We start from the raw sequence: 25,925 nt of genomic DNA on the forward strand, positions 1-25,925 counted from the left end.
CTAGGATGATGTTATCACTGCTTACATTTCGCACAAACCGAGCTGGAGCTGGACGATGAACGAGGCAACGACATCTCCCAATCCCTCCCGACGGCTGGCGCTCGCCGGAGCGGCGGGAGGACTTGCACTGGGAGCGATCGGCGGGGCAGCCATCATGCTGCAGGCAGGCCAAAAGCCCGCGCCCACCATCATCGCCGCGCCCAAACGGTTCGCTGGCAGGACCGTTCTGATCACCGGGGCGACATCCGGCATCGGCCGCGCCGCTGCCGCGGCCTTCGCGCGGCAAGGCGCAGCCGTGGTGTTCTGCGGCCGGCGGGAAGCGCTGGGCCGTCAGGTCGAGGCCGAGCTCAAGGCCCAAGGGGGCCGTGCGCTCTACGTCCGAGCCGACGTGCGCGTCGAATCCGAAATGCGCGACCTCGTGGCGCAAGCGGTCGCGAGCTTTGGCAGCCTCGACATTGCACTCAACAATGCCGGCATCACGATCGAAAAGCCGCTGCACGAATACGACGCCGGCGACTGGAGCGACATCGTCGACACCAACCTGCGCGGCGTGTTCTTCGCGATGAAGTACGAGATCGCGGAGATGCGGGCGCGCGGGGGCGGCACCATCCTCGTCACCTCGTCCTCGGTTGCGCATCGCACGGGACCGCACCGGAGCATCTATACTGCGACCAAGGCTGGACTGATCGGACTGGTCCGGTCGGCAGCGCTCGACTATGCCGACGACAATATCCGCATCAACGCGATCCTGCCGGGCACCACCGACACGGCGCTGGTTCGCCGCGTCGCCGGCACGGAAGGCATGCCCGACGCGATGTGGGACATCGCCGCCGTGGAGTGGGCGCGTGCCAAGATGCCCGGCCTCAAGCGCATGGCCTCTCCCGAGGAGATCGCCGAGTTCGCCGTCGCAATGGCCTCCCCGGAACTGACCTACACGACCGGTGCGGCGCTGAGTTCGGACGGCGGCAGCGGCTGAGAATTTGAAGCCGACTGCGAAACCTTTCGCGTAATCGGCGATTGCACCGAACAGAAATTGTCATGCGGGGCTGACGCGACTGCACGTCGTGCGACCCTCACGCAAAGGATGTTCGACATGCAAGGTGAACAACCCATCAGCTGGCTCATGTTCTTCACACTGGCGGCCGCGATCGTCATCGCCGCCGGTGCGTTCCTCTCGTTCCTGCGCTCGCGGCACAATCGCGAGATCGCGGCGGTCGCGCTCGAAGGCGACGGGCGTGGCCGCGGCATGGCGCCGTCGGGCGCGCTGCCCGAGCTCGGCGCCGTGTTCGTGCTCGCCCTCGTCGTCGGCGGCCTACTGGTCGCCGGCTATCAGAGCGGCGGTGCGACGCGGTTTGCCGGCGGCGACAAGCCGACGCCGGTGCCGACGGCGCCGACCAACACCGACCGCGGCACCACCGTCGGCGCCGGCGCGGCGATCACTCCGCCGCAGGCGCCGACCATGACCCAGCCGGCCCGTCCCGATCCCGACCTGCGCACCGCGCCCGCCTCGTCCCCGACCGGCGCCGGCCCGGAGAGCGGCGGGCATCCGGAGGCCAATCCGCCGGCGCGGTAAAAAACCCCACCCCGAAAACAGCGAAGGCCGCGCGATGCGCGGCCTTTTTGTTGTCCGGCGACGTCTCGATCAGATCGCAGCTGCGACCTTGTCGAGGCCGATGGTGCGGGCGAGCCGCCGGACTTCGTCCTTCTGGTCGTCGCGCAACTGCCACAGCAGCGGCATAGCCGCCGATTTGAGCTGCTGCACCTCATCCGACTCCGGATCGATCGCCACCGCGCCCGGCTTGGCGGCACCCTGGCGCGCCGTGTGGATCTTGCGGGCGACGGCGCGCAGCGCGGTCTCGACCGCCGGCCAATAATATTCCTGGCTCGACGACAGCCGCAGCCGATCCTTGATCCCGGCGATCTGGGTGTCCGACAGTAGCGAATAGGCCTTCTGCACCTCCGGCTTCAGCGGCGCCGGCGCCGGCTCGGTCCTCGCCAGGATCTTGGACTTGGGCACGACCGGCTCGGCGATCACAGCGGCGGCCGGCGCAGCCTTCGCCATCTCCTGCTCGGCCGGCGCGTAGGCATAGGCCTGGCGCAGGGTTGACCTGGTTGCGGGGCTGGGTTGCGGCGCTTCGGCAGCCGCAAGTGTGACCATGGCGAGGCGGTCACCCTTGGCTTCGCGGTTGGAGATCGGGCTCTTGGCCACGACGGTCGGCATCATGGCACCGGCCGACGGCACGCTGTCCCGCATCAGGACGCTGGTCACGGCCGCGGCTGCGATCAGGACGCCCAGCAAAGCAGCAAAAGCGATCGACTTCGTCACGCAATTCTCCGTATCCCGGCGGAAAGCCGCACCTTGCCGAAAAATGGGAGTCAATTAAGGCTTTACGATGCCACAGAAACACGAAGGTCACCATTCCGCCCTGTCCACAGGACGGATTTTTTCTCACGCGGCGGAATGCAGCTCGGCTGGAACCTGCAGATCGTAGGCCGCCTGGATGTCGGCAACGATATCGGAGGCCTCCCACAGCGCAGTCGGTTCCACCGAATGCAGGCTGATGGTCCAGTTGCCGCCGCGCGCGGTCCGCGGCACGCTCATGATGTCGAACTGGACGTTGCGGCACAGCGGGTGCCGCTGCAGGGCATGGCCGACCCGGATCCGGATCTCCTCGAGCGTCGCCCGCTCCTTCTCCTGCACAATCCTCAGTGCCATCGCGCCATTCCGCCAAGTTCAAGCCTGGCCGATAGTGGGGCGGGATGGTTAATGGCCACTTAAGCCGATGCCCCGGGCGGTCCCGCATCAGGCGGCGCCCCGTGGCTCTGCGGCATTTCGATACTCCTGCGCGGTGCGTGCGATCAGCGCCGCGACGGACGCAATGTCGGTGACGCCCGAGGTGGCATGGCCGGCACTCCAGATGTCGCGCCAGCGCTTCGGCCGCGCCTCGCGCGCCCCCACATCGATGTCCTTGCCGATCTCGATCATGCCGCGCGCTGGCAGATCATCCGGATCGAGTCCGGCCGCGACGATCGACGGCCGCAGCATGCTGGTCGGCAATCCGGTGAAGGCCGAGGTCAGCAGGATGTCGTCGGCCGAGCTCTCAACCAGCATCGCCTTGTAGCGCGGATCCGCCATGCTCTCCTGCGTGGCGATGAACTTCGTGCCCATGTAAGCGAGGTCGCAGCCGAGCACCTCGGCCGCGCGCAGGCACACGCCGTCGCTGATGCCGCCGGCCAGCACGATGGGACCGGCGAAGAACGATCTGACAGCGCGCACGAAGGCGAACGGGTTGAGCCAGCCGGTCTGGCCGCCTGCGCCCGCCGTCAACAGCACCAGGCCATCAGCCCCGGCCTCGGCGGCGCGCTCGGCGTGGCGGACCGAGGCGACATCGGCAAACACCAGCGCGCCTGCATCGTGCAGCGGGGCGATCACCGGAGCCGGCGAGCCGACCGAGGTGATCACGAGCTCCGGCCGATGCCGCAGCAGCACGGCGAGATCTTGCGGCAGCCGCACGTTGGAGCGATGCACGATCAGGTTCGGACACAGCGGCGCGGCCGCCACGCCGCTCGCATCGCTGCCGCGCGCGAGCCGCTCCGAGATGTCATGCAACCAGGTATCGAGTTCGTCCGGAGAGCGGCAGTTCACCGTCGGGAACGCACCGATGATGCCGTTGGCGCAGGCCGCGCTCACCAGCTCGATCCCCGACACCAGGAACATCGGCGCTGCGATCAGCGGCAGGCGAAGCCGCGCCCGCAGGCCGGCCCATGATCCGTCTTGCACCGCGCCGTCTCCCTGATGCTCGTTTTGCTCAGGAATAGCGGCGCCAGCGCAGGCGATCAATCGTCGCCGAAGAAGCTGAAGCGCGGCCCATCCATCCCGACCGGCTGCGCGGCATAGGCTCGCGGCGTCGAATCCTCGCGCACCGCCTGCTCGACGGCGCGCAGATCCTGCTCGCGGCGCTGGCGGCGACGCTCGGCATATTGCCGGTGCCGCTCGGCGCGGCGCTGCTCGGCGACACGCTTGCGCTCGGCATCGCGGGCCTTGGACTCGGTGGATTCCTGGGCCTTCTCCGCGGATTTGTCCTGAGCCTTGTCCGCGACCTTGGCCTGGGCATCGTCGGTCGCGCCGGCCTGGACGTTGATGTCGGACTGTGCAGGAGCGGTGGCGGTGACCGTCGTCTCCGCAGGAACGGCTTGCGGCGGCGACGAGCTGGCGGCAGGCGTGGGCGTCGTAGCCGCACTCTGCGCTGCGGCCGGCGCCACCTTGATCGGCGTCGTCGCAGCCGCCTGCGTTGCGGCAAGATAGGAGGTGACCGTCGGACTGGGCGACGGCTGCTCCGGCAATGATCGTTCGAGCTTGGCGGTGTCCGCAGCCGGCGATCGCGGATGCATCCCCTCGGCAATCATCAGCCCGCCCCCGAGGCCTGCCGCGACCGCGATGGAGACCGTTCCGACTCCCGCAAAGAAAGCTGTCGAGGTGCGCATGGCCTTGCTCCGTAGATGTTCGGCCGGGCAACGCATCGCCCGCGACGATGTTCCGAGCCACGCCCCAGCGAGCTTGAGCGCAACCCGCATTCTGATAGCGTTCGTCACAACCCATGCGACGCAACAACGATCGCAGCATCACGGGAGGACGTTCCATGAGCCATCAGCTTCATTCGTTTCCAGTCGTCTGCGAACAGACGCTGCTGACGCTGTCGCGGCATCCGTCGCGCACCGCCTTCAGCTGGCCCGGCGGATCGCTGTCCTATCAGGGCGCGATCAATCTCATCGGACGCCTGCAAAGCGTGTTCATGCGGCTCGGCCTGCAGCCGGGAACACGGGTCGCGTTCCTCACCGCAAACCGCGCCGACAGCTGGTGCGCCGGCATGGCGGCGCAACTGTCGCGGCTCGCCATCACCTGGCTGCATCCGCTGGGCTCGCTGGAGGACCAGCTGTTCCAGCTGGCGGATTCCGAATCGCAGGTGCTGGTGATCGATGCCGCCGCGTTCCGCGACCGCGGCGGCGAGCTGGCCTCGCGCGCGCCCGGCCTGCGCCACGTCTTCACGCTGGGGCCTGCGGACTATGGCGCCGACCTGCTGGCGGCGATCGAAGCGGCCGGCCACGCCAGCGCGCGCAACTTCGCCACGCCCGACGACATCGCCACCTTGAACTACACCGGCGGCACCACCGGCAAGTCGAAGGGCGCGCTGCGCCACCATCGCGAATATGGCGGCTTCGCCACCGCCATCCTGGCCGACTTCGAAATCCCGGACCGCGCACGCTATCTGACGGTGGCGCCGATCAGCCATGTCGCCGGCACCAAGGTGCTGCCGACGCTGATGCGCGGCGGCACCGTGCACATGTTGAAGGGGTTCGATCCCGAGGCCGTGCTCGCGACCATCGCACGCGAGCACATCAACTTCACGCTGTTCGTGCCGACCATGATCTACGTGCTGCTCGACCATCCCGCGCTGGCGAAGACCGACCTGTCCTCGCTGGAGCTGGTGCTCTACGGCGCGTCCGCGATGTCGCCGACGCGGCTGGTCGAAGGCATCGAGCGCATCGGCCCGGTGTTCTCGCAGCTCTACGGCCAGACCGAATGCTATCCGGTGTCGGTGCTGCGCAAGGCCGACCACGATCCGAAGCAGCCGGAGCTGTTCCTGTCGTGCGGCTTCCCGATCGCGGCCTGCGAGGTCAAGATCCTCGACGACAATGATCAGGAGGTGCCGCAGGGCGAGGCCGGCGAGATCTGCGTGCGCGCGCCGCACGTGATGACGGAATATTGGAAGCGGCCGGACATCACCGCAGAGACCCTGAAGAACGGCTGGCTGCACACCGGCGATGTCGCCCGGAGAGACGAGCGCGGCTACATGTACATTCTCGACCGCAAGAAGGACATGATCGTTTCCGGCGGCTTCAACATCTTTCCGCGCGAGATCGAGGATGTGCTGACCCAGCACGCCGACGTCGCGATGTGCGCGGTGGTCGGCGTGCCCGACGACAAATGGGGCGAAGCGGTCACCGCGATCGTGGTGCCGCGCGCGGGCGCGCAACCGAATGCGAGCGAGCTGATCGAGCTGGTCAAGGCGCGCAAGGGCTCGGCCCACGCGCCGAAGCGCATCGAGTTCGTGGCGGAGCTGCCGGTCACCGGCGTCGGCAAGATCGACAAGAAGGTGCTGCGCGCCAAGTACTGGGAGGGCCGCGGGCGGATGGTGGGGTGACGGCACTTCACGCTCCTTCCGCCGTCATTGCGAGGCGCCCTTGCGCCGAAGCAATCCAGGGCCGCGCGTGTCGCCCCTGGATTGCGTCGCTGCGCTCGCAATGACGGAGATCTCTCGAAACACCGGGACCAGACGACACGATTGCGCGAATGTCTGGTCAGCCCGGCTCGCAACCGCCGCACTCCGCTGTCGTCCCGGGCAAGCGAAGCGCGAACCGGGATCCATAACCACAGGGGGTCGTGGTGAGCGCGGATGTCGCAACGGGCGTGCCTCAATCGATCTGCTGTGGTTATGGGTCCCGGCTTTCGCCGGGACGACACCATTGCTGTGGGACGGGCGCCGGCAGCCAATATCATTCCTACTCGACAAATAAGCGCCCACTTCGAATCGAGCTGAACGTCTGTTGCACCTGCTGCAAACACGGCATGGCCGCCTCGCGGCGCATCTGCGTCCGAGTTGCTGCATTCGTCCCCTCCATCAGGACGGAGGGTGCAGGGAAGGCCAGGCCTCGGCTGAGGCCTGCGGTCCGCGTGCAGCAAAAAAGCACGCGGCAGAACCACAGGTCAGCCGGATAACCCGGCCCTCCCTGCGCGATGGCTTTACGATTTATACGCAGTCTCCCCGGCGACCGGGCTTGTTTGCCACCGTCGTCCCGCAAGACGCCTCTCGGCGTTCCCCGCGAAACTTGACCTCAGCGTCGGGAGGCCAGGACCTTGCGACTTCACCGTCCGCGACAAGACGTACGTCGGCATGCCGAGCATGCTGCGCCCCCTCGCGGCCACCGCCTCCCACCCCAACGCGTCGTGACGTTCGCGAAGCGCCCCTCGTCAATGAGGCGGGATGGAGAGAGGAAAGCAGAGATTTCGGAAAAAAGAAAGTCAAAATTTTTACGTGGAAGATCTGGACGGGCCAAACGGCTTGCAGCCGCTACGGAATTTCGCGTCGGCGCACGCGGTTTCCGCCGCACGGCCCGACCCTCGGGCCGTCGTGGATCTGAGAAAGCCTGCTCGTCGGGCAAATCAACTGTGCGGGCCCCAAGCCGGTCTTCCAGCCAGCAGCAGACGAGATCGTCCTAAGATCCGTGCTGCGACCTCCGACGCCGTGCTAGGAAGTCGCTGCGAAGGAAGAGAGCACAATCAAATGGCTTGGGATCGGGTTCACACCATCAACGACTACTATGACGGACCCCGCCTCGGCATCGCCGACCTGGACGGAATTCCGCACATCTACGAGGCGGAGTTCGATCATAGCACTGACGAGTATGGCGACACATATTGGCTTTCGCCGGTCGACGACGACCTCCTGGCATTGGTCCTTGAAAACGAGGAGATCTGGCTGCGCTGGGACGCGGCCTTCAAGCGGGGAGCCGTCCCGCATGCGACCCTCCCGCCCTGCCGGAGGACCGAGAGCGACACGAGGCCTTGAAACTGGCGATCGGCGATCGTCTGCGCGCAGACCGCCCGTGCACGCGATACAAGCGTGCCCGGTTTGGTGTTTCGCCAGCACGCGAAACGATCGTGGAGTGGTCCGACGTCGGCTGACCGTGCCGAGCCGTCCGGTCCGAACGAGCGGGGCGACGGCCGCTCTACCTCAAGAGACCACCCGCATAGTGCAGTTCATACACGTCCCGACCATGCCGCTCGATCGTCTCCACACCGTGGAAACGCGCGAGACAGCCCTCGGCGTCATTGCGATAGCTCAGCCCGCCTGACGCGAACGCGGCGGGACCGCGATAGGGACGATCCGTTTCCACCTTCAGCAAGGCCATGCGGAGAAATGCATAGACCGCGACGACCGTTTCCCGGTCCGAGATGACCGCGCGGATGCCGCCGCCATAGGACATGGACCAGATGACCCGGTCATTGCTTGTCACCGTCTCCTGTCCGACGAAGAAGCCGATGCCGAAATAGATGTCGCGATAGACGTAGGCACCGGCGCGATGCTCGAGCTGTTTCGCGCCGGCGAGCGCGGGCGTCGCCAGCGTCGCATCGTCGTCGAGGCTGGCATAGGTGCGCCGCTTCGCCTCGACCAGGAATGTCGCGAGCTCGTCAAGATCGATCGACATCGCCGGCTCCGTGCGCCTAGCGCTTCTTCTTGGCGGTGTTCGACGCCACCGCGGCCTTGATCAGCGCCGTGAACGCCGCCTCGTCGATCTCGTCGCCTTCGTGGATGTCGATGGCCCGGCGGGTGTTGCCGTCGAGGCTGGCGTTGAAGAGGCCGTTCGGGTCGGGCAGCGAGGCGCCCTTGGCGAAGGTGAGCTTGATGGTGGCCTTGTAGCTCTCGCCGGTGCAGATGATGCCGGCGTGCGACCACACCGGAACGCCGCGCCACTTCCATTCTTCGACGACATCCGGGTCGGCCTGCTTGATCAGGCCGCGGACCCGCGCCAGCGCGGCGCCGCGCCAGTCGCCGAGTTCCTTGATACGGGCGTCGATCAGGTGCGACGGAGCGTCGCGCCCCTGCGACGCTGGCGCGGAATGGCTCTTTTTCATCAGCTGACCCGCTGCATTCGGCAATTTTACACGCGACCCGTAGTTTTACGGCGGAAGTTCTACGCGCCACGGCGCTGCTTGTCATTAGAGCAAATTTTAACAATGGGAACCCTAACTCAATCTCGGTTCCGCTGATCTCTCAACGATCAGCCTGCGCTCGTTCGATCACCATTCACCTCATTTGGCGCAGCCCGAGAATCTCTCGTTCGAAATCCGGAGTCGACGATGCCGTCCTTTTCCAATCTGTCCATCCGCAACAAGGTGCTGCTGGCGTTCGGCATTGTCCTCATCACTGCCATAGGGCTCGGTGGCTTTGCGATCGACCGGCTCGGTCGCGTCAACGGCTTCGCCGCCGAAGTTCGCGACAACTGGCTGCCGTCTACGGGCTGGCTCGGCACGATTTCAAAGGAGGCCGAAAAATATCGTGCGCGGCAAGGGCAGCTTCTGCTGTCCACCACGGACGAACTCAAGAACGCCCAGGAGAAGCTGCTCCAGGAGACGCTTGCAGACTTCCAGAAGACATGGGCGCTCTACGAGCCGACCGTGACCACGGCAGAGGAGAAAGCACTGGCTGGCGCGATCAAATCGGCGTGGTCCACCTACATCAATGAGAGCAAGGAGCTGTTCGAGCTGTCGCACAAGCATCAGACCGAAGCCGCATCGGCGCTCTACATGGGCAAGCTGCGCGACGACTTCTCGAAGGTACGGAAAGCGCTGGAAACGGATCTGACCTGGAACGTCGAGCAGGGCAAGGCCGAGGCCAACAAGGGTGCGGCGGTCTATTCGTCCTCGCTCACGTGGATCATGGCCGTGATCGCGCTGGCCGCCCTGCTCTGCATCGCCATGGGCTACCTGATCGTGGCCGGCGTGTCGCGACCGATCGCTGCCATGACCGAGGCGATGCGCAAGCTCGCCGGCGGCGACATGTCGGCTCACATTCCTGGCGTCGAGCGCAAGGACGAAATCGGCAAGATGGCCGGTGCCGTGCTGGTGTTCAAGGACAACGCCATCGAGACCGAACGGCTGCGCGCCCAGCAGGCCGAAACGGAGAAGCAAGCCGCCGAGCGGCGCAAGCGCGACATGCACGAGCTCGCCAACAGCTTCGAGGGCGCGGTCGGGCAGATCATCGACACCGTCTCTTCGGCGTCCACCGAGCTCGAGGCCTCCGCCAGGACGCTCACGTCGACCGCGGAGCGCACCCAGCAGCGCACCACCACAGTGGCGGCCGCTTCCGAGCAGGCCACCGCCAACGTGCAGTCGGTCGCCTCCGCCACGGAGGAGCTGACGTCGTCGGTCACCGAGATCAGCCGGCAGGTGCAGGAATCGGCGCGGATGGCCAACGAGGCCGTCGACCAGGCGCGCAAGACCAACGACCGCGTCAGCGAGCTGTCGCGGGCCGCGGCACGGATCGGCGACGTGGTCGAACTGATCAACACCATCGCCGGCCAGACCAACCTGCTGGCTCTGAACGCCACCATCGAGGCGGCGCGGGCCGGTGAGGCCGGGCGCGGCTTCGCGGTCGTCGCCTCCGAGGTCAAGGCGCTCGCCGAACAGACGGCCAAGGCCACCGGCGAGATCGGGCAGCAGATCTCCGGCATCCAGAGCGCGACGCAGGAGTCCGTCGGGGCCATCAAGGAGATCAGCGGCACCATCGAAAAACTGTCTGAGATCTCCTCCACCATCGCCGCAGCCGTCGAGGAACAGGGCGCCGCGACCCAGGAGATCTCGCGCAACATCCAGCAGGCCGCGCAGGGCACCCACGAGGTGTCGTCCAACATCACCGACGTGCAGCGCGGCGCCAGCGAGACCGGCTCAGCCTCCTCCCAGGTGCTGTCCGCCGCCCAGTCGCTGTCGCAGGACAGCAACCGGCTGAAGCTGGAAGTCGGACGGTTCCTGAACACGGTGCGCGCGGCGTAGCGACGGCCACTGTTAGTTGGGCCGCAGCTCTCTCCCCGATGATCGGTGCGCTCCCCTCCCCCTTGCGGGGAGGGGTCGGGGGTGGGGGTCCCCGGGCGCCGAACGGCGTTAGTGCCCCAGTCGCATCGAAGCGCGGGACTTCATTAGCATACATAGATCCCAAGCTCGGACTTGTTCGATCCCAGGCTCGGACTCATTCAGAGCGGGACTCGGAGCCCCCCACCCCCGCCCCCTCCCCGCAGGGGGGAGGGGAGCGCACCGTTCGCGCCGCGGCAGCTTCGGCCTTTCGCGACCTTGATCGTGACTAATTAGTTCCTGCCACTCACGTCTTCTCGGCCATCAGACTGTGGAGTCATCCGCGGCAATGGCCCCTTCACGTCGCCCAGCCGCCACTTGTCCGACCTACCTGATCGTCCCATGCATCCCGTAATCTTACGGCTGATGCGTGCTGCCCAATATTAGAGCAAAATTTATCAGTCGCCCGCTTAATCGATCGTACGCCCCCATCATGATGCCTCAACGGCGAGCATCTCACGCGCACGGTCGCCGTGCGCGCTCTGCTGGGCGTTTGTCCTTTCATTGCTTGGAATTCGTGAGCTGGAGTCGAAGATGCCGTTCTTTTCCAATCTATCCATCCGCAACAAGGTGCTGCTGGCCTTTGGCATCGTTCTCGCGACGGCCATGGGACTCGGCGCCTTCGGCATCGATCGCTTGGCGACCGTGAATGGCTCCGCGGCCGAGGTTCGCGACAATTGGCTGCCAGCCACGGGCTGGCTCGGAACAATGGCCAAGGCTACGGAACAGTATCGCAGCCGCCAGGGCCAGATGCTGATGGTGACGAACGCAGCCGAGCGGAGCCAGCACGAGCAGTTCGTGAGCGAGGCACTTCAGATTTTCGATAAGACCTGGCGGCTGTACGAGCCGACCGTCACGACGGCGGAGGAGAAGGCCCTGGTGGCGGCGTTCAAGACATCATGGAGTGCCTATCTCGACGACAGCCGACAGCTGCTCGAACTGGTCCGCAAGAACCAGATCGAGCCGGCGCAAGCGCTGTTCCTGAGCCGGATGAAGGACAATTTTGGCGGCGTGCGCAAGGCGCTGGAGCGTGATCTCGCGTTCAACGTCGAGCAGGGCAAGGCCGAAGCCGACAAGGGCGCGGCCATCTACCTGTCGTCACGCATGTGGATCCTGGCGGTGATCGCGCTGGCCGCCCTGCTCTGCATCGCGATGGGCTATCTGATCGTGGCCGGCGTGTCGCGACCGATCGCGGCGATGACCGAGGCGATGCGCAAGCTCGCCGGCGGCGACATGTCGGCTCACATTCCCGGCGTCGAGCGCAAGGACGAGATCGGCAGGATGGCTGGCGCCGTGCTGGTGTTCAAGGACAACGCCATCGAGACCGAGCGGCTGCGCGCCGAGCAGGCGGAAGTGGAGAAGCACGCGGCCGAACGGCGCAAGCGCGACATGCACGACCTCGCCAACAGCTTCGAAGGCGCGGTCGGGCAGATCATCGATACCGTCTCGTCGGCGTCCACCGAGCTGGAAGCCTCGGCCAAGACGCTCACCTCGACGGCGGAGCGCACCCAGCAGCGCACCACCACCGTGGCCGCCGCCTCCGAGCAGGCCACCGCCAACGTCCAGTCGGTGGCATCGGCGACCGAGGAATTGAGCTCGTCGGTCACCGAGATCAGCCGGCAGGTGCAGGAATCGGCGCGCATGGCCAACGAGGCCGTCGACCAGGCGCGCAGGACCAACGACCGCGTCAGCGAGCTGTCCCGGGCCGCAGCGCGGATCGGCGACGTGGTCGAACTGATCAACACCATCGCCGGCCAGACCAACCTGCTGGCGCTGAACGCCACCATCGAGGCGGCGCGGGCCGGTGAGGCCGGCCGCGGCTTCGCGGTCGTCGCCTCCGAGGTCAAGGCGCTCGCCGAACAGACGGCCAAGGCCACCGGCGAGATCGGGCAGCAGATCTCCGGCATCCAGAGCGCGACCCAGGAATCGGTCGGCGCCATCAAGGAGATCAGCGGGACCATCGAAAAGCTGTCGGAGATCTCCTCGACCATCGCCGCCGCCGTCGAGGAACAGGGCGCCGCCACCCAGGAGATCTCACGCAACATCCAGCAGGCCGCGCAGGGCACCCACGAGGTGTCGTCCAATATCACCGACGTGCAGCGCGGCGCCAGCGAGACCGGCTCGGCCTCGTCCCAGGTGCTGTCCGCCGCCCAGTCGCTGTCGCAGGACAGCAACCGGCTGAAGCTCGAGGTCGGACGGTTCCTGAACACGGTGCGCGCGGCGTAAGGGCAACATCATTGTGAGTTGCTCCGCTCTCACCCCGATAGCGGTGAACTCCCCTCCCCCTTGCGGGGAGGGGTTGGGGGTGGGGGTCCCCGGGCGCCGAACGTCGTGAGTGCCTCGATGTTTAAAGTCATCTACGGCGACCTCGCGAGGGTTCTTCACTCCGCGCTCCCTAACTAACAACGGGACTCGGAGACCCCCACCCCCGACCCCTCCCCGCAAGGGGGAGGGGAGCGCACCGTCAGCGTGGTCATAGGGTCGCCAGCTCAGGATGAAGACGTGATCAGACCTTCCCCTCACCGCTTCTCGATTACCAGGCTCTGCACCACGCGGCCGAAATAGCCCTTCGCGTCGCCCAGCCGCGCCATCGCGAGGCCTGCGCCATCGGGGCCGATCCAGCTTTCGGCGTCGAGCAGGATCCACTCGCCGACCGGCTCGCGGGCCATGTTGACGGTGAGGTCGGCGTTGAGGAACGTGTAGCTGTGGAAGTCGAGCGCGGCCGAGGTGCCGTTGCAGAAGTCGCTGGCGACCACCGCGCGCATCGCCTGCGAGACCGCATGGCCCTCGACCAGCGGCCAGTCGACGCGATACCAGATCGCGCCGGGCCCGCGGACGCCGAAGCGGCCCCGCGCGGCGCGGAGCGTCATGCCGCGAACGAACGGGCTGGTGGAGAAATCCGCGGGCTCCGGCTGCGCTTCGTCGGGCCCGGCGAGGTCGACCGGCAGCTCGCGGACGTCATCCGGCAGCGGCACGGCGTCCTGCCTGATCTTCAGCACGGTCGCGGTGACCACCACGGTGTCGCCGGCGCGCAGGCGCACCGTCGAGAGCTGAATCTTGCGGCCCTCGCGCAGCACCTCGGTCTCGATTGCGAGCTCGGCGAGCGGCACCGGCCGCATCAGGTCGATGCTGACGCGGGCGATACGCATCGGCGATTTCGTCGCGATCCGCTCAGCGGCCCACACCACCAGCGCCGATGGCGCGGAGCCGTGCTGCATGGTCGGATCCCACGGACCCGCGGCATCGGGGCTGACGACGACCTGATTGTCCGTGACGCGGAAGATCGGCCGCATCAGCGCAGGCCTCGCCACGTCTCAGCCCGCGCTGGCAAAGGCACGGTCGGCGCCGTTGGGCAGTTCGATGTCGACCTCGAGCGTCGAGACATGCTTCCCCCGATCCATGCGGACGATGACCTTGTCCGGATCGAGTAGCACATGGCGCGACACCACGCTGAGGATTTCCTCGCGCAATTGCATCAGGAGATCGGGCTGGCCGCGCAGGCTGCGCTCATGCGCGAGCAGGATCTGCAGCCGCTCCCGCGCGACTGGCGCCGAGGCTGTACGCCCCGTGAAGAGCCGCAGCACACTCATGCAGCCCTCCGTCCGAGCAACAGGTTCATCAGGCCCTTGCGCTCGCTCGGGATCTGCATCTCCACGTCTTCGCCGAGCAGGCGGCGCATCGCGTCGTGATAGGCGCGCGCCGGCGCGCTCGCCGGGCTGTTGAGGGTGACCGGGCAGCCGACATTGGAGGCGCGCAGCACGTCCTGGCTCTCCGGGACGATGCCGAGCAGCGGCGTCGCCAGGATCTCCAGCACGTCCTCGATCGACAGCATCTCGCCGCGCGCGGCGCGGCCGGCATCGTAGCGGGTGATGAGGATGTGCTTCTCGACGCGCTCGCCGCTCTCGGCGCGCACCGTCTTGGAATCGAGCATGCCGATGATGCGGTCGGAATCGCGCACCGACGACACTTCCGGATTGGTGACGATGATCGCCTCGTCGGCATAGCGCATCGCGAGCATCGCGCCGCGCTCGATGCCGGCGGGGCTGTCGCAGATCACCCAGTCGAAGGTCTTGCGCAGTTCGGCGATGACGCGGCCGACGCCCTCCTCCGTCAGCGCGTCCTTGTCCTTGGTCTGCGACGCCGGCAGCAGCCACAGATTTTCCAGCCGCTTGTCGCGGATCAGGGCCTGCGGCAGCTTGGCGACGCCGTGTACCACGTTGATGAGATCGAACACGACACGGCGCTCGGCGCCGAGGACCAGATCGAGATTGCGCAGGCCGACGTCGAAATCGACCACCACGACCTTCTCGCCGGCCTGCGCCAGCGCCGCGCCCATCGCCGCCGTCGTGGTGGTCTTGCCGACGCCACCCTTGCCCGACGTCACAACAAGTACTTTGGTCATCTTGGGAATCCTCCTGCTACTCAGTTCAATGCAACGATCTTCATGGAATGGCCTTCGAGCCGCGCTTGCGCGGCCTTGCCGCGCAGGCCGGCGTCGATCTGCTCGGCGGTCTGGTAGTAGCCGTCGATCGCGACCAGCTCGGCCTCGATCTTCTGGCAGTAGATGCGCGCCGCCGCGTTGCCGTTGATGCCCGCCATCGCGCGGCCGCGCAGCGCGCCGTAGACGTGGATCGAGCCGCCGGCGACGATCTCGGCGCCGGACGACACCGCACCGAGCACGGTGACGTCGCCGTCGGGAAACACGATCGACTGTCCCGAGCGCACCGGCTGATCGAGCAGCAGCGAGGTCGGCGGCTGCAGCTGCGGCTTCTCCGGCTCGATTTCCTGCACGGCGCAATGGCGGCCGCCGGACAGCAGCGGCGGCATGCCGACCGACAGCCGCGCCTGCTCGACGCCTTCGAGGCCGAGCACGCGGATGTTGCGCGATTCGATGCTCTTGATGAGATGGGTGATGGCGAGCGGGCTCAGATCGACCGCCGAGAGATCGAGCACGATCGGCTTGCCGACGAAGAAGCCCGGCGAGCCCTTCAGCGTCGCGTCGAGCTCACCGAGCCAGTCCGCGATCGGCACCGCCGGCGTGAACACGAAGGCGACGTAGGAGCGCCCGCGCAGACGAATGAGGGGACGTACCGTTTCAGCGCTCGCACTCATGACCATCCGACCCAACCTTCTTAGTGATTGGTTAACTGTCGGCGCCAGATGGTTAACGGATGGTTAAATCGACGCTAAGCCGCTCGAAAATCGACAGCGACCCGCCCGACACAGTTCGATCATGGTCGAATCATGGCGCAACCTTGGCGTGAATGCGACGCAAGTTTTGAGCATCTACGTCAAGACTCGGCACGCCTCATTTCGATCACATCATGATGATAACTTTAACGTACATATAATTTCGGGCCAGGGCGTAGTTCGGGGTCCGAACAATTGACACTCGTCAGGGGGCGGGGCATGGGATCGACAGAGGCGCCAAAGGTACGATCAACGTGCCAAGGCGCCTTGCAGGAAAGGACCTTTGGCGTGCGATCGACGATCGGCGCAAACCGTCTGATTCTGCATAGGATTTCGTGTGGACTGAAGTGGCAACGACGCTCCCGCTCTACGTTGGAACTAACTCTCTACGACGTGGCAGAAGCGTATCAGTTTACCGGAATCGAGCGTCAGAGGAGTAGCGTATGAGTTCGTTGAGTGAACAGAATCCGATGAACCCGCAGGACCCGCTGCACTACGCGCCGCGGTGGTTGCGGGAGCGCCCGGAGGCGACCCGCCTATCTCTCGTTAACGACAAGGCAGCGGAGGCGGCCGAGCGTCCCGCTTCGGGACAGCAAGGACCGCTCGATGCTCGACTGGAGACCGCCGTGTTCGAATCCCTCCGCCAGTCGCTGAACCCGCAAGTCATGCGCGAGCCGCCGGATATCGAGCGCGACCGCCGCTCGGTCGTGTTCAAGTTCGCCGGCCGTTTCGCCGCGGCCACCGGCGTCGCCGCCGTCGTCGCGCTGTTCTTCCTCAACATCGTTCCGGTGTGGCGCCAGCCCGATGCGAGCCAGTCGTTCGTCGCCGCCGTGCAGTCGATGAAGACGCTGCCGCCGGTCGCCGCCGATGCCCAGGACGCCAGGGCCGACCAGACCAGCTCACTGCCGGAGCGCACAGAGACTCAAGCGCAGGTCCCGGCGCTGTCGCAGTTCCAGTCGCTGCTCGCCGCGGATGCTCCGGCGCCGACGGCTGAGGCCGAAACTCCCGAAAAACCCATGCTGCAGCAGTTCATGCAGTGGAACCAGAAGTCGGGTCAGGAGCGGGTTCGCTAACCTTCTGCCCTGATCCGGCATCAAACACGTCACAAGGCGATCATGACCGACGTCCTACCGCAGAAAGCGGCAGCACGCCGAACGCTGGCTCACGCCCGCATGGCATTGCCCCTGCTCGCGACCCTGGTGGCGAGCGGAGCCACGGCCGCGCCCGGCGAGAACTTGTCCACGGTGCGCCAGCTCGGCAGCCGCGTTGGTCCGATCATCGGATCGGCGCTCGCCTGCCGTGAGATCGCGCGGCCGCGCATCCAGGCCATCATCGAGAAGTTTCAGGTCGTCATCCGCGAGGCCGCTGCTGATGAGGTCGATCGCGACGAATTGACACGCCTGCTCGACCAATACGTGGCCGAGGGCCGCAGCCTCGTGACGGGCCGCCGGCTGGACTGCGGCGGCGCCGATCGCCAGCTCGCCGACCTCGAGCGCTCGATTGCAGCGCCGGCGCAGACCAGATCCAGCCTGCCGGCGGTGAGCATCGGACCAGCGGCCGCACAGGCCGCGACGCCGTCAGCACAAGTGCTGCCGCCTGTCTCCAACGTGCGCGGCGTGACCCAGAACGACATCAAGTTCGGCATGGTGATTCCCACCACCGGACCGGTGAGGGAGAGCGGACGGCAGTTGAAGATCGGCATCGAAGCCGCGTTCGGCCGCGTCAACGCGGCGGGCGGAATCAACGGCCGCGTGCTCAAGCTCGTCACGGCCGATGACGGCTACGATCCCGCGCGCACGCTCGACGCGATGAAGCTGCTCTACGAGAAGGAGCAGGTGTTCGGCTTCGTCGGCAATTTCGGATCGGCCACCGCGGCGGTCGCCATTCCCTACGCGCTCGAGCGGCGCGTGCTGTTGTTCGCGCCCTACACCGGCGCCAACGTCGTGCGCCACGACCCGCCCGACCGCTATGTCTTCAACTATCGGCCGAGCTACGCCGAGGAGACCGACGCGCTGGTCCGCTACATGGTCAAGGTCCGCAAGCTGAATCCGCGGCAGATCGTGGTGTTCGCGCAGAACGACGCCTTCGGCGACGCGGGCTTCGCTGGCGTGGCCAAGGCGTTCCGCTCGCTCGGCGTCAGCGACAATGCGATCGTGCGGGTGAACTATCCGCGCAACACGATCGACGTCGACGATGCCATCAATCAGCTGAAGCTGTTGCGAACACCGGTTCGCGCCGTGGTCGTGCTGGCGACGACGCGCGCCGCCGCCAAGTTCATCGAGAAGGCCCACGACGTGTTTCCGGGCGCGGTATTCGCCAACATTTCCGCCGTGGCCGGATCGGCGCTCGCGAGCGAGCTGATGCTGCTTGGGCCGCGCTTCACTGATGGCGTGATCGTCTCGCAGACCGTACCGAGCGTCGCCGGCTATTCCAGCCTGGTGCTGGAGTACAAGAACGCGCTCGCGAACTACTTTCCCGGCGAAGCCGCCGACTACACCTCGCTCGAAGGATACATCTCGGCGAGCATCCTGATCGAAGGCCTCAAGCGCGCCGGCCCGAGCCTCGATACCGAGCGGCTCGTCGACACGCTGGAGACCATGCGCAATCTCGACCTGGGACTTGGGACTCAGCTCGGCTTCGGCCGCGCCGAGCACCAGGCTTCGCACAAGATCTGGGGCACGGCCCTGAGCGAGACCGGCACCTATCAGCCGATGGAGCTTGACTAGGATACCGCTGAAGACGGTATCAACACCGCCTGCGGCGACAAAAACACGAAAGAGAAACCCGACATTAATTTGAAGTACCACGAATAGCAGGACGATGAGGATTAGCAGCATCTTGTAGAGCGAGTGATAGAAAGACGATGACCGTCCATTGGTCCGCATTGATCATCGGAAGCCTGTTCGTGGCTCCCCTCAGCTCCGCCCTCGCGGCGGCCCCCGATGTCGTCCGGGATCTCGCCGGACGCGTGGGACCGATCGTGGGGCAGGCGTCGACGTGCCCGGACATCACGCAGGGACGGGTCCAGAACATCGTCGAGAAGTTTCGCGAGGCCATTCGCCAGGCGTCGAACAATGACGGTGAGCGCGATCAGCTGATGCGCGGCTTCAATGGCTACATCGCCGAAGGCCGCAGCCGTGGCGGCGCATCGCAGGCCGCCTGCGCCAACGTCGAGCGGCAATTGGCCGATCTGGAGCGCTCGCTTGGCCAGCCGGCAGGCGCCGCGCCATCCAGCCAGCCCGTTGGCACGACCGGCGCGGTGTCGTCCGCCCCCGTCCGCGGCATCACCGATCGCGAGATCCGTTTCGGTATCGTCATGCCATTCACCGGAATCCGCAAGGAGACCGGACGCCAGATGAGGCTCGGCATCGAGACCGCCTTTGCGCGCGCCAACGAGGCCGGCGGCATCGGCGGTCGCCAGCTCCGCCTGATCGCCGCCGACGACGGCTACGACCCGAACCGGACGCTCGCGGCGATGACGCAGCTCTACGAGAAGGAGCAGGTGTTCGGCTTCATCGGCAATGTCGGCACCGCCAACTCACAGGTCGCGATCCCCTACGCGCTGGAGCGGCGGACGCTGTACTTCGCCCCGAACACCGGCGCGGCCGTGGTACGGCGTGATCCGCCGGATCGCTACGTGTTCAACTATCGGGCGAGCTACGCCGAAGAGACCAATGCGCTGGTCCGGTATCTGGTCAAGATGAAGCGGATCCCGCCGCGCCAGATCGCCGTCTTTCAGCAGCAGGACGCGTTCGGCGACGACGGCTTCGCCGGGGTCGCAAAGGCCTATCGTCAGCTCAACATCTCCGATCCGGTGCCGCGCTTCACCTATCCGCGCGCCACGGTGGACGTCGACGAAGCCGTGAACCAGATCAAGGCCCACAAGCCGCAGATCAAGGCGGTGATCATGGTGTCGACCGACCGGGCCGCCGCGAAGTTCATCGAGAAGACCCGCGATTCGATCCCGGGCCTGATCTACGCCAACGTATCAGCGGTAGGATCGACGTCGCTTGCAACCGAGCTCAAGCTGCTCGGCCCGCGTTTCACCAATGGCGTCATCGTGACGCAGGGCGTGCCGTCAGTGGCTGGCTACTCGAGCCTCGTGCTCGACTACAAGACTGCACTGGCGAAGTTCTCGCCCGGCGAGGCGCCGGACTACACGTCCCTCGAAGGCTATATCGCGGCGACGATCCTGATCCAGGCGCTGAAGCAGACCAATCCGCTCGACACCGAACGGCTGGTCGACACGCTCGAATCGATGCCCAACCTTGATCTCGGCCTCGGCGCGGCACTCGCGTTTGGACGCGCAGAACACCAAGCCTCGCACAAGATCTGGGGCACTGCTCTCGACGAAACCGGCACGTACCAGCCAATCGAAATTGAATAGACTTAGCGGCAAGGAGAATAACTGGTTGATGACGACCCATTAGCAGGTTCTAAAGCATGATCCGAGATAGCCGTGCCGGGTTACCTAAATGGTCATGGTATTAGGAAAGGCTAGTCTGTGCATGGTGGCGGTCATAGTATTTCTCCGTCGCAGACAAAGCGTCGAAATCACCAGGCGAAAGACCTGGATGGGGTCCATAGTGGGATAGTGGCAATGAGCTTTCGTTCTAGCGTGTTCTTGGTTGCGGCATTGCTCGCAACGCCCGCCAGCGCGGCGGGCACCAATGCGGATGTGGTGCGTAATCTTGCGAGCCGGGTCGGGCCGATCGTGGGAGCAGCATCCGCCTGTCAGGCGATCGACCAGGGCCGCGTACAGGCCATTGTCGACAAGTTTCGCGAGGTGATCCGAGAGGCATCCACAGGCGGCTCGGATCGCGATGAATTGACACGCGTGTTCAACGGCTACGTCGCTGACGGACGCAACCGCGTCGGGGCCGCCCAGACGGACTGCAACGCCGCCGGGCGTCAGCTGGCCGAGCTGGAGCGTTCACTCGGACAGAGCGCACCGAGCCAGACGGCCTCCAGCCTCGCCGGGGTGATCGCCCCGTCCGCGGCGGTCGCCGCGACGGCGCCCACTGCGACGCTACCGCCGCCCACGGCCAGCACCGTGCAGGGGGTCACTGCCAACGAGATCCGCTTCGGCATCGCCGCTCCGTTCTCGGGCGCCGCCAAGGAGCTCGGCCGGCAGATGAAGATGGGCATCGAGGCCGCCTTCAATCGCGCCAATGACGGTGGCGGGATCGGTGGACGCTCGCTGCGCCTGTTCTCGGCCGACGACGGCTACGAGCCCTCGCGGACGCTGGACGCGATGAAGCAGCTCTACGAGAAGGACAAGGTGTTCGGCTTCGTCGGCAACGTCGGCACGCCGACGTCGGCCGTCGCCATGCCGTACGCGCTGCAGCGCCGGGTGCTGTTTTACGGGGCGTTCACCGGCGCCAACATCCTGCGCAACGATCCGCCGGATCGCTACGTGTTCAACTACCGCGCCAGCTACGCCGAAGAGACCGACACCGTCGTGCGCTATCTGGTGAAGCTGCGCCGCCTGCCGGCGCGCGACATCGCCGTGTTCGCGCAGCAGGATGCCTATGGCGATGCCGGCTTCGCCGGTGTGTCCAAGGCGTTCCGCTCGCTCGGCCTGGCCGACACCTCGATCGTGCGCTTCAACTACAAGCGCAACACGGTCGACGTCGACGAGGCGGTGAACCAGCTGCGCGCCATGAAGAACCCGCCCAAAGCCATCGTCATGGTGGCGACCTACCGGGCGGCGGCGAAGTTCATCGAGAAGACGCGCGATCTGTACCCGAACATGATCTACACCAACGTGTCGTTCGTGGGTTCGACCGAGCTGTCCGACGAGCTGATGCTGCTCGGACCGCGCTACGCCAATGGCGTGATCGTCACCCAGGTGGTGCCGGCCGTCGGCGGCTATTCGAGCGCAGTGCTCGAGTACAAGACCGCGCTGGAGAAGTACTTCCCCGGCGAATCGCCGTCCTACGTCTCGTTCGAAGGCTACGTCGCGGCCAACGTCCTGATCCAGGCGCTGCGCCGGGTCGGCACGCAGCTCGACACCGAGGCGCTGATCGACACGCTTGAGAACATGCAGACCGTCGACCTCGGCCTTGGCGCCAAGCTCGGCTTCGGCCGCGCCGAGCACCAGGCCTCGCACAAGATCTGGGGCACGGCGATGGACGAGCGCGGCAAGTTCCAGTCGATCGAGCTCGAGTAGTTCGAGCGCTGTAGCAGCAATCCAACCATCAGGACGCGGCGGGCCATGCCTGCCGCGTCCTTGCTTTTTGGTCCCGCGCAATCATGGGCGACATCCGCGCCGCGCTCCCTGCCGCCGGCCTGGATCCTGTATAGTGGATCGCCTCGGACATGGCGTTGCCCTGACCCGCTCCGAAGCGCGCGACCGACGCATTTGGCCCCGGCACTGCTGCGGCTGAGGCCGAAGCCGCATGACTGCGACGTGCTGCCGCAGATGCAGTGCGGAAATTTACAATCCTAGATTGATAATCTGTACTGTTATCGCCACCGGTTAGTGTTAGCAAATGGAACCGTGTGCTCTCATGCACCACAATTTTACCACGAACGCTCGCGTTCGACCCGCCGCTGCTCACCGCTTTTTGCCGCGATGAAGCGGTCCGGACCACGGTCGGCGCGGACGGCGGCGCACGGCGTCTGCGCGGGCGCCGCGCCGGACCCGAAACGGAGACGGAAAGACAAGTCCACATGACTTCTTCGAACCTCACCTCGGACGATTGGCGCGCCATGCTGACGCTGGTCGGCGAGATCGGAGAACTCAGCGCCTCATCGGACGCGGCATGCAGCCATTTCATGAGTGGATTGGCCGGCCTGATCGGCTGCGGGCCGGTGTGGTGGAGCGTGATCGGAGGATCCGACGCCAGCGCTGCACAATCCGACGACGGTGTCGCCGACGTGACGCGCTCGCGGGTCCACGGCCTCGCCCCGGAGACGCTGCAGAGGTGGGAACGGAGCTATCTCGAGACGCGCGCCTATGGCGAGCATCCGACCTGGGAGCCGGCCTTCGCAACGCCGGGCATCGCACGCTGCTTCCTGCGCCGCGACATCGTCCACGACCACGTCTGGTACAACAGCCCCCACGTGATGGAGTACTCCCGCAGCTTCGACGCCGACGACCTCGTCTCCGCGATCGTGCCGATCGGCGGCGGCGCCGAGCTCTGCGTCGTCGGCATGCGCAACTGGGGCGACACCGGCTTCACCGCGCGCGAGCGCGAGATCCTGCTGCTGCTCGCGCAGCATACGGCTTGGCTGGCGCAGCGGCCAGACCCGCTCGTCAGCCTCGCCAGAGGAAAGCTCGCCGCCCCCGTCACGGTGGCGCAGCTCGCGCCGCGGCACCGTGCGGTGCTCGAACTCCTGGCTGCCGGCCGCAGCGAGAAGCAGATCGCCGCCGCCCTGACCATCAGCCCGCGCACCGCCCACAAATACATCGAGCAGATCTACCGCGCGCTCGGCGTCTCTAGCCGCGCCGAGCTGATGGCCCGCTTCATTGCACGCTGACAACACTCGGACGCAAACTTCGCCCCCGTAGCCATTTGGCTACGCTGACGGGCACTTTGCCCCACCGGTACCGTGATCGGGTTCAGTTCCGTGCCGCTCATCCGGCACGGCGCGCCCCGTTGACGTCCGGAGACCGGAATGCCTGCCCTGCCGACCCGTGCCGCCCTGCTCGCCTCCACGGCGCTGGCCACCGTCCTGCTGATCGCAACGCCGGTCGCTTCGCAGGCTGACAACTGGCTCGCGGCGCCCGCCGACGGCAACTTCAGCAACGGCGCCAATTGGGACACCGGCTTGCCACCGAACTTTTCCTCAGCCATTTACGGCACGTCCGCCATCACCAACGTCTCCATCGGCTTCGTCCAGATCGCCGACATCACCGTCAACGCGGGGACCTACACGTTCACGTTTTTCGATGACTTCGCCAACCCCACGCTCAATGGCGCGGGCATCATCGTCAACGGCGGCAGCGCGACCGTCATCAACAATTCGTCCCCGGGCATCTACTTTCTGGGCAACAGCACCATTGTCGGCGCGACCGTCATCAACAACGCCGCTATCGTCTTTGCCGACTCGAGCTCAGCGGGAAACGCGGCCATCACCAACGCCGGGTTTCTGCTTTTTTTCACCAACAGCACGGCCGGCAATGCGACGCTCAGCAACACCGGCACGGTGGATTTCTCGGGCTCGGCCGGGCCAGCCGGTGACGGCAGACTGAGCGCAGGCTCGATCGCCGGCGCCGGCAGCTATGTCCTCGGCGGCAACCAACTCACCGTCGGCGGCAACGGCAACTCGACCGAGGTCAGCGGGGTGATCTCCGGCGCCGGCGGGTCGCTGGTCAAGACCGGCACGGGCACGCTGACCCTGTCGGGCACCAGCAGCTACACCGGCTCGACCACGGTCGATGCCGGCACGCTGGCGGTCAACGGCTCGATCGCGGCGTCGAGCGGCGTCACCGTCAACACCGGCGCCACGCTCGGCGGCACCGGCCAGTTGCCCAGTGTCATCCTCAATGCCGGCGGCACGCTCGCCCCGGGCAACTCGATCGGCACCGTCACGGTCAACGGCAATCTGCAGTTCGGCACCGGCAGCTTCTACACCGTCGAGGTCTCGCCGACGGCGGCCGACCGCACCAACGTCACCGGCACCGCCAACCTGACCGGCGCCACGGTGCAGGCCGTGGCGCTGCCAGGAAGCTTCTCCAGCCGCTCCTACACCATCCTCAGCGCCACCGGCGGCCTCGGCGGCACCCAGTTCGCCGGGCTCACCACCACGGGCAGCTTCAACCCGACGCGCCCGCGTCTCGCCTACGATGCGAACACCGCCTATCTCGTGCTCGATCCGGGCACGCTGACGCTGCCGCAGGGCGCCAGCCGGAACCAGAGCAGCGTCGCCGGCAGCATCAACCGCGCCGTCAGTAGCGGCACGACGCCGCCGGCCGGCTTCGACACGCTGCTCAACATGCCCGGCGGCGCCGTCGGCCACGCCCTCGACCAGCTCTCGGGCGCGAGCAGCACGCAAGCCCAGAGCGGCGGCTTCCAGCTCGGCAACTCGTTCCTGGCGCTGATCTCCACCCCGCCGGGCGGCCAGGGCGGCGCCGGCCGGCCGCTCGGCTATGCCAGCGTGCAGCCGTCCACGCCGGTGCGCGATGCGTTTGCCGCGCTCGATCGCCCCGCCCCGGCTGATCCGCGCTGGGCCGTGTGGGGCACCGGCTTCGGCGCCGGCAACAAGCTGGCCGGCGATGCCGCGACCGGGAGCCCCGACAGCTCCGCCCGCGCCGGCGCGGTCGCGGCGGGCGCCGACTATCTGATCACGCCGACCACGCTGGCCGGCTTCTCGCTCGCTGGCGGCAGCATGAGCTGGTCGGCCGGCAATGGCGGCGGCAACAGCGACGTGCTGCTCGCCGGCGTCTATGGCAAGCACGAGATCGGCGCCACCACCATCACCGCCGCCGCGAGCTACGCCAACTATTGGATGTCGACGACGCGCACCGTCACCGTCGCCGGCCTCGACCAGCTCACCGCGCGCTTCAACGCCCAGAGCTTCGGCGGCCGCATCGAGGCCGGCCAACGCCTGCCGGTGCCGTTCCTCGGCGCCAGCTGGACCCCCTACGGCGCGCTGCAGGCGCAGAGCTTCCGCACTCCCTCCTATGCCGAGAGCGCCGCGGTCGGCTCCAACCAGTTCGCGCTGAGCTATGCCGGCCGCACCGCCACCGCGGTCCGCGCCGAGCTCGGCGTGCAGACCGAGCGCAAGATCGCGATCGACAGCGGCGGCCAGCTGACGCTGTTCGGCCGCACCGCCTATGCCCATGACACCGTCAGCAATCCCACGCTCACCGCCAACTTCACCGCGCTCGGCGCCGCCGGCGGCTTCACCGTGTTCGGGACGCGGCCGTCGCAGAACCTGCTGCTGACATCATCAGGTGCCGAGTGGCAGCTCGCCACCGGCGTCTCCTTCATGCTCAAGGCCGAGAGCGAATGGGGCGAGCGCTCGCGCACCTGGGCCGGCACCGGCCGCATCCGCTACGTCTGGTGAGCGGCCTCGCCTGCTTGGGATTGTTGTGAGT

The 25,925-nt window shown here is 66.5% G+C and carries 22 protein-coding genes; 12 read left to right on the forward strand and 10 right to left on the reverse strand.

The window, feature by feature from the left end; translation table 11 throughout:
• The first annotated feature begins 55 nt into the window (after positions 1-55).
• The gene (locus ACQR1I_RS32320) at positions 56-976 is read left to right on the forward strand and encodes an SDR family NAD(P)-dependent oxidoreductase (protein ID WP_434870476.1); all 921 of its coding nucleotides are present in this window, start codon (positions 56-58) and stop codon (positions 974-976) included.
• A 117-nt stretch (positions 977-1,093) separates the two neighbouring features.
• Positions 1,094-1,573: a hypothetical protein gene (locus tag ACQR1I_RS32325; RefSeq protein ID WP_434870477.1), complete on the forward strand. Its 480-nt coding sequence runs from the start codon at positions 1,094-1,096 to the stop codon at positions 1,571-1,573.
• 69 nt (positions 1,574-1,642) lie between these two features.
• Here the strand turns inward: ACQR1I_RS32325 and ACQR1I_RS32330 are convergent, their stop codons facing one another.
• The 4 genes from ACQR1I_RS32330 to ACQR1I_RS32345 all read right to left on the reverse strand — a co-directional run bounded on the left by ACQR1I_RS32330 (position 1,643) and on the right by ACQR1I_RS32345 (position 4,485).
• Positions 1,643-2,269, reverse strand: a complete 627-nt coding sequence (locus ACQR1I_RS32330; RefSeq protein ID WP_434870575.1) for a hypothetical protein — start codon at positions 2,267-2,269, stop codon at positions 1,643-1,645.
• Positions 2,270-2,449: 180 nt separating this feature from the next.
• Complete coding sequence (locus tag ACQR1I_RS32335; RefSeq protein WP_434870478.1) at positions 2,450-2,716, reverse strand: hypothetical protein; 267 nt, start codon at positions 2,714-2,716, stop codon at positions 2,450-2,452.
• Positions 2,717-2,803: 87 nt separating this feature from the next.
• On the reverse strand, positions 2,804-3,781 hold the full coding sequence (locus ACQR1I_RS32340) for an NAD(P)H-dependent flavin oxidoreductase (protein WP_434870479.1): 978 nt from the start codon (positions 3,779-3,781) through the stop codon (positions 2,804-2,806).
• Positions 3,782-3,837: 56 nt separating this feature from the next.
• Entirely contained in the window at positions 3,838-4,485 is a 648-nt protein-coding gene (locus ACQR1I_RS32345) for a hypothetical protein (protein ID WP_434870480.1), read from the reverse strand.
• A 155-nt stretch (positions 4,486-4,640) separates the two neighbouring features.
• Here ACQR1I_RS32345 and ACQR1I_RS32350 point away from each other — a divergent pair, with 155 nt between their 5' ends.
• The gene (locus ACQR1I_RS32350; protein ID WP_434870481.1) at positions 4,641-6,203 is read left to right on the forward strand and encodes an AMP-binding protein; all 1,563 of its coding nucleotides are present in this window, start codon (positions 4,641-4,643) and stop codon (positions 6,201-6,203) included.
• A 1,140-nt stretch (positions 6,204-7,343) separates the two neighbouring features.
• A complete protein-coding gene (locus tag ACQR1I_RS32355) occupies positions 7,344-7,628 on the forward strand; it encodes a hypothetical protein (protein WP_434870482.1) in 285 nt (94 codons plus the stop codon).
• 160 nt (positions 7,629-7,788) lie between these two features.
• On the opposite strand, the gene ACQR1I_RS32360 is transcribed toward ACQR1I_RS32355, so the two are convergent.
• Positions 7,789-8,268, reverse strand: a complete 480-nt coding sequence (locus ACQR1I_RS32360; RefSeq protein ID WP_434870483.1) for a DUF5680 domain-containing protein — start codon at positions 8,266-8,268, stop codon at positions 7,789-7,791.
• A gap of 16 nt (positions 8,269-8,284) precedes the next feature.
• A complete protein-coding gene (locus ACQR1I_RS32365; RefSeq protein WP_434870484.1) occupies positions 8,285-8,695 on the reverse strand; it encodes a DUF1801 domain-containing protein in 411 nt (136 codons plus the stop codon).
• Between the two features lie 225 nt (positions 8,696-8,920).
• On the opposite strand from ACQR1I_RS32365, the gene ACQR1I_RS32370 reads away from it, so the two are divergent.
• The gene (locus ACQR1I_RS32370; protein WP_434870485.1) at positions 8,921-10,612 is read left to right on the forward strand and encodes a methyl-accepting chemotaxis protein; all 1,692 of its coding nucleotides are present in this window, start codon (positions 8,921-8,923) and stop codon (positions 10,610-10,612) included.
• A gap of 609 nt (positions 10,613-11,221) precedes the next feature.
• Positions 11,222-12,913, forward strand: a complete 1,692-nt coding sequence (locus tag ACQR1I_RS32375; RefSeq protein ID WP_434870486.1) for a methyl-accepting chemotaxis protein — start codon at positions 11,222-11,224, stop codon at positions 12,911-12,913.
• A gap of 293 nt (positions 12,914-13,206) precedes the next feature.
• Here the strand turns inward: ACQR1I_RS32375 and ACQR1I_RS32380 are convergent, their stop codons facing one another.
• From ACQR1I_RS32380 to minC, 4 genes are read right to left on the reverse strand one after another with little or no spacing between them, the layout of a single operon-like run.
• A complete protein-coding gene (locus ACQR1I_RS32380) occupies positions 13,207-13,980 on the reverse strand; it encodes a thioesterase family protein (RefSeq protein ID WP_434870487.1) in 774 nt (257 codons plus the stop codon).
• 21 nt (positions 13,981-14,001) lie between these two features.
• Entirely contained in the window at positions 14,002-14,277 is a 276-nt protein-coding gene (gene minE / locus ACQR1I_RS32385) for a cell division topological specificity factor MinE (RefSeq protein ID WP_434870488.1), read from the reverse strand.
• Positions 14,274-15,089 carry a septum site-determining protein MinD gene (minD, locus tag ACQR1I_RS32390; RefSeq protein WP_434870489.1) on the reverse strand — a complete coding sequence of 272 codons (816 nt, stop codon included), beginning with the start codon at positions 15,087-15,089 and terminating at the stop codon, positions 14,274-14,276. Before minD ends, minE begins: the two co-directional genes overlap by 4 nt.
• Before the next feature lie 20 nt (positions 15,090-15,109).
• Positions 15,110-15,805, reverse strand: a complete 696-nt coding sequence (gene minC / locus ACQR1I_RS32395) for a septum site-determining protein MinC (RefSeq protein WP_434870490.1) — start codon at positions 15,803-15,805, stop codon at positions 15,110-15,112.
• A gap of 515 nt (positions 15,806-16,320) precedes the next feature.
• On the opposite strand from minC, the gene ACQR1I_RS32400 reads away from it, so the two are divergent.
• From ACQR1I_RS32400 to ACQR1I_RS32425, 6 genes are all read left to right on the forward strand, one after another.
• On the forward strand, positions 16,321-16,950 hold the full coding sequence (locus tag ACQR1I_RS32400; protein WP_434870491.1) for a hypothetical protein: 630 nt from the start codon (positions 16,321-16,323) through the stop codon (positions 16,948-16,950).
• 42 nt (positions 16,951-16,992) lie between these two features.
• Positions 16,993-18,603 carry an ABC transporter substrate-binding protein gene (locus ACQR1I_RS32405; protein WP_434870492.1) on the forward strand — a complete coding sequence of 537 codons (1,611 nt, stop codon included), beginning with the start codon at positions 16,993-16,995 and terminating at the stop codon, positions 18,601-18,603.
• Between the two features lie 137 nt (positions 18,604-18,740).
• Positions 18,741-20,264: an ABC transporter substrate-binding protein gene (locus ACQR1I_RS32410; RefSeq protein WP_434870493.1), complete on the forward strand. Its 1,524-nt coding sequence runs from the start codon at positions 18,741-18,743 to the stop codon at positions 20,262-20,264.
• A 213-nt stretch (positions 20,265-20,477) separates the two neighbouring features.
• Positions 20,478-22,049, forward strand: a complete 1,572-nt coding sequence (locus ACQR1I_RS32415) for an ABC transporter substrate-binding protein (RefSeq protein ID WP_434870494.1) — start codon at positions 20,478-20,480, stop codon at positions 22,047-22,049.
• A gap of 503 nt (positions 22,050-22,552) precedes the next feature.
• On the forward strand, positions 22,553-23,362 hold the full coding sequence (locus ACQR1I_RS32420) for a response regulator transcription factor (RefSeq protein ID WP_434870495.1): 810 nt from the start codon (positions 22,553-22,555) through the stop codon (positions 23,360-23,362).
• A gap of 138 nt (positions 23,363-23,500) precedes the next feature.
• Entirely contained in the window at positions 23,501-25,894 is a 2,394-nt protein-coding gene (locus ACQR1I_RS32425) for an autotransporter outer membrane beta-barrel domain-containing protein (protein WP_434870496.1), read from the forward strand.
• Positions 25,895-25,925 lie beyond the last annotated feature (31 nt).

Source organism: Bradyrhizobium sp. HKCCYLS2038 (assembly GCF_051167655.1).
Taxonomy (GTDB): domain Bacteria; phylum Pseudomonadota; class Alphaproteobacteria; order Rhizobiales; family Xanthobacteraceae; genus Bradyrhizobium.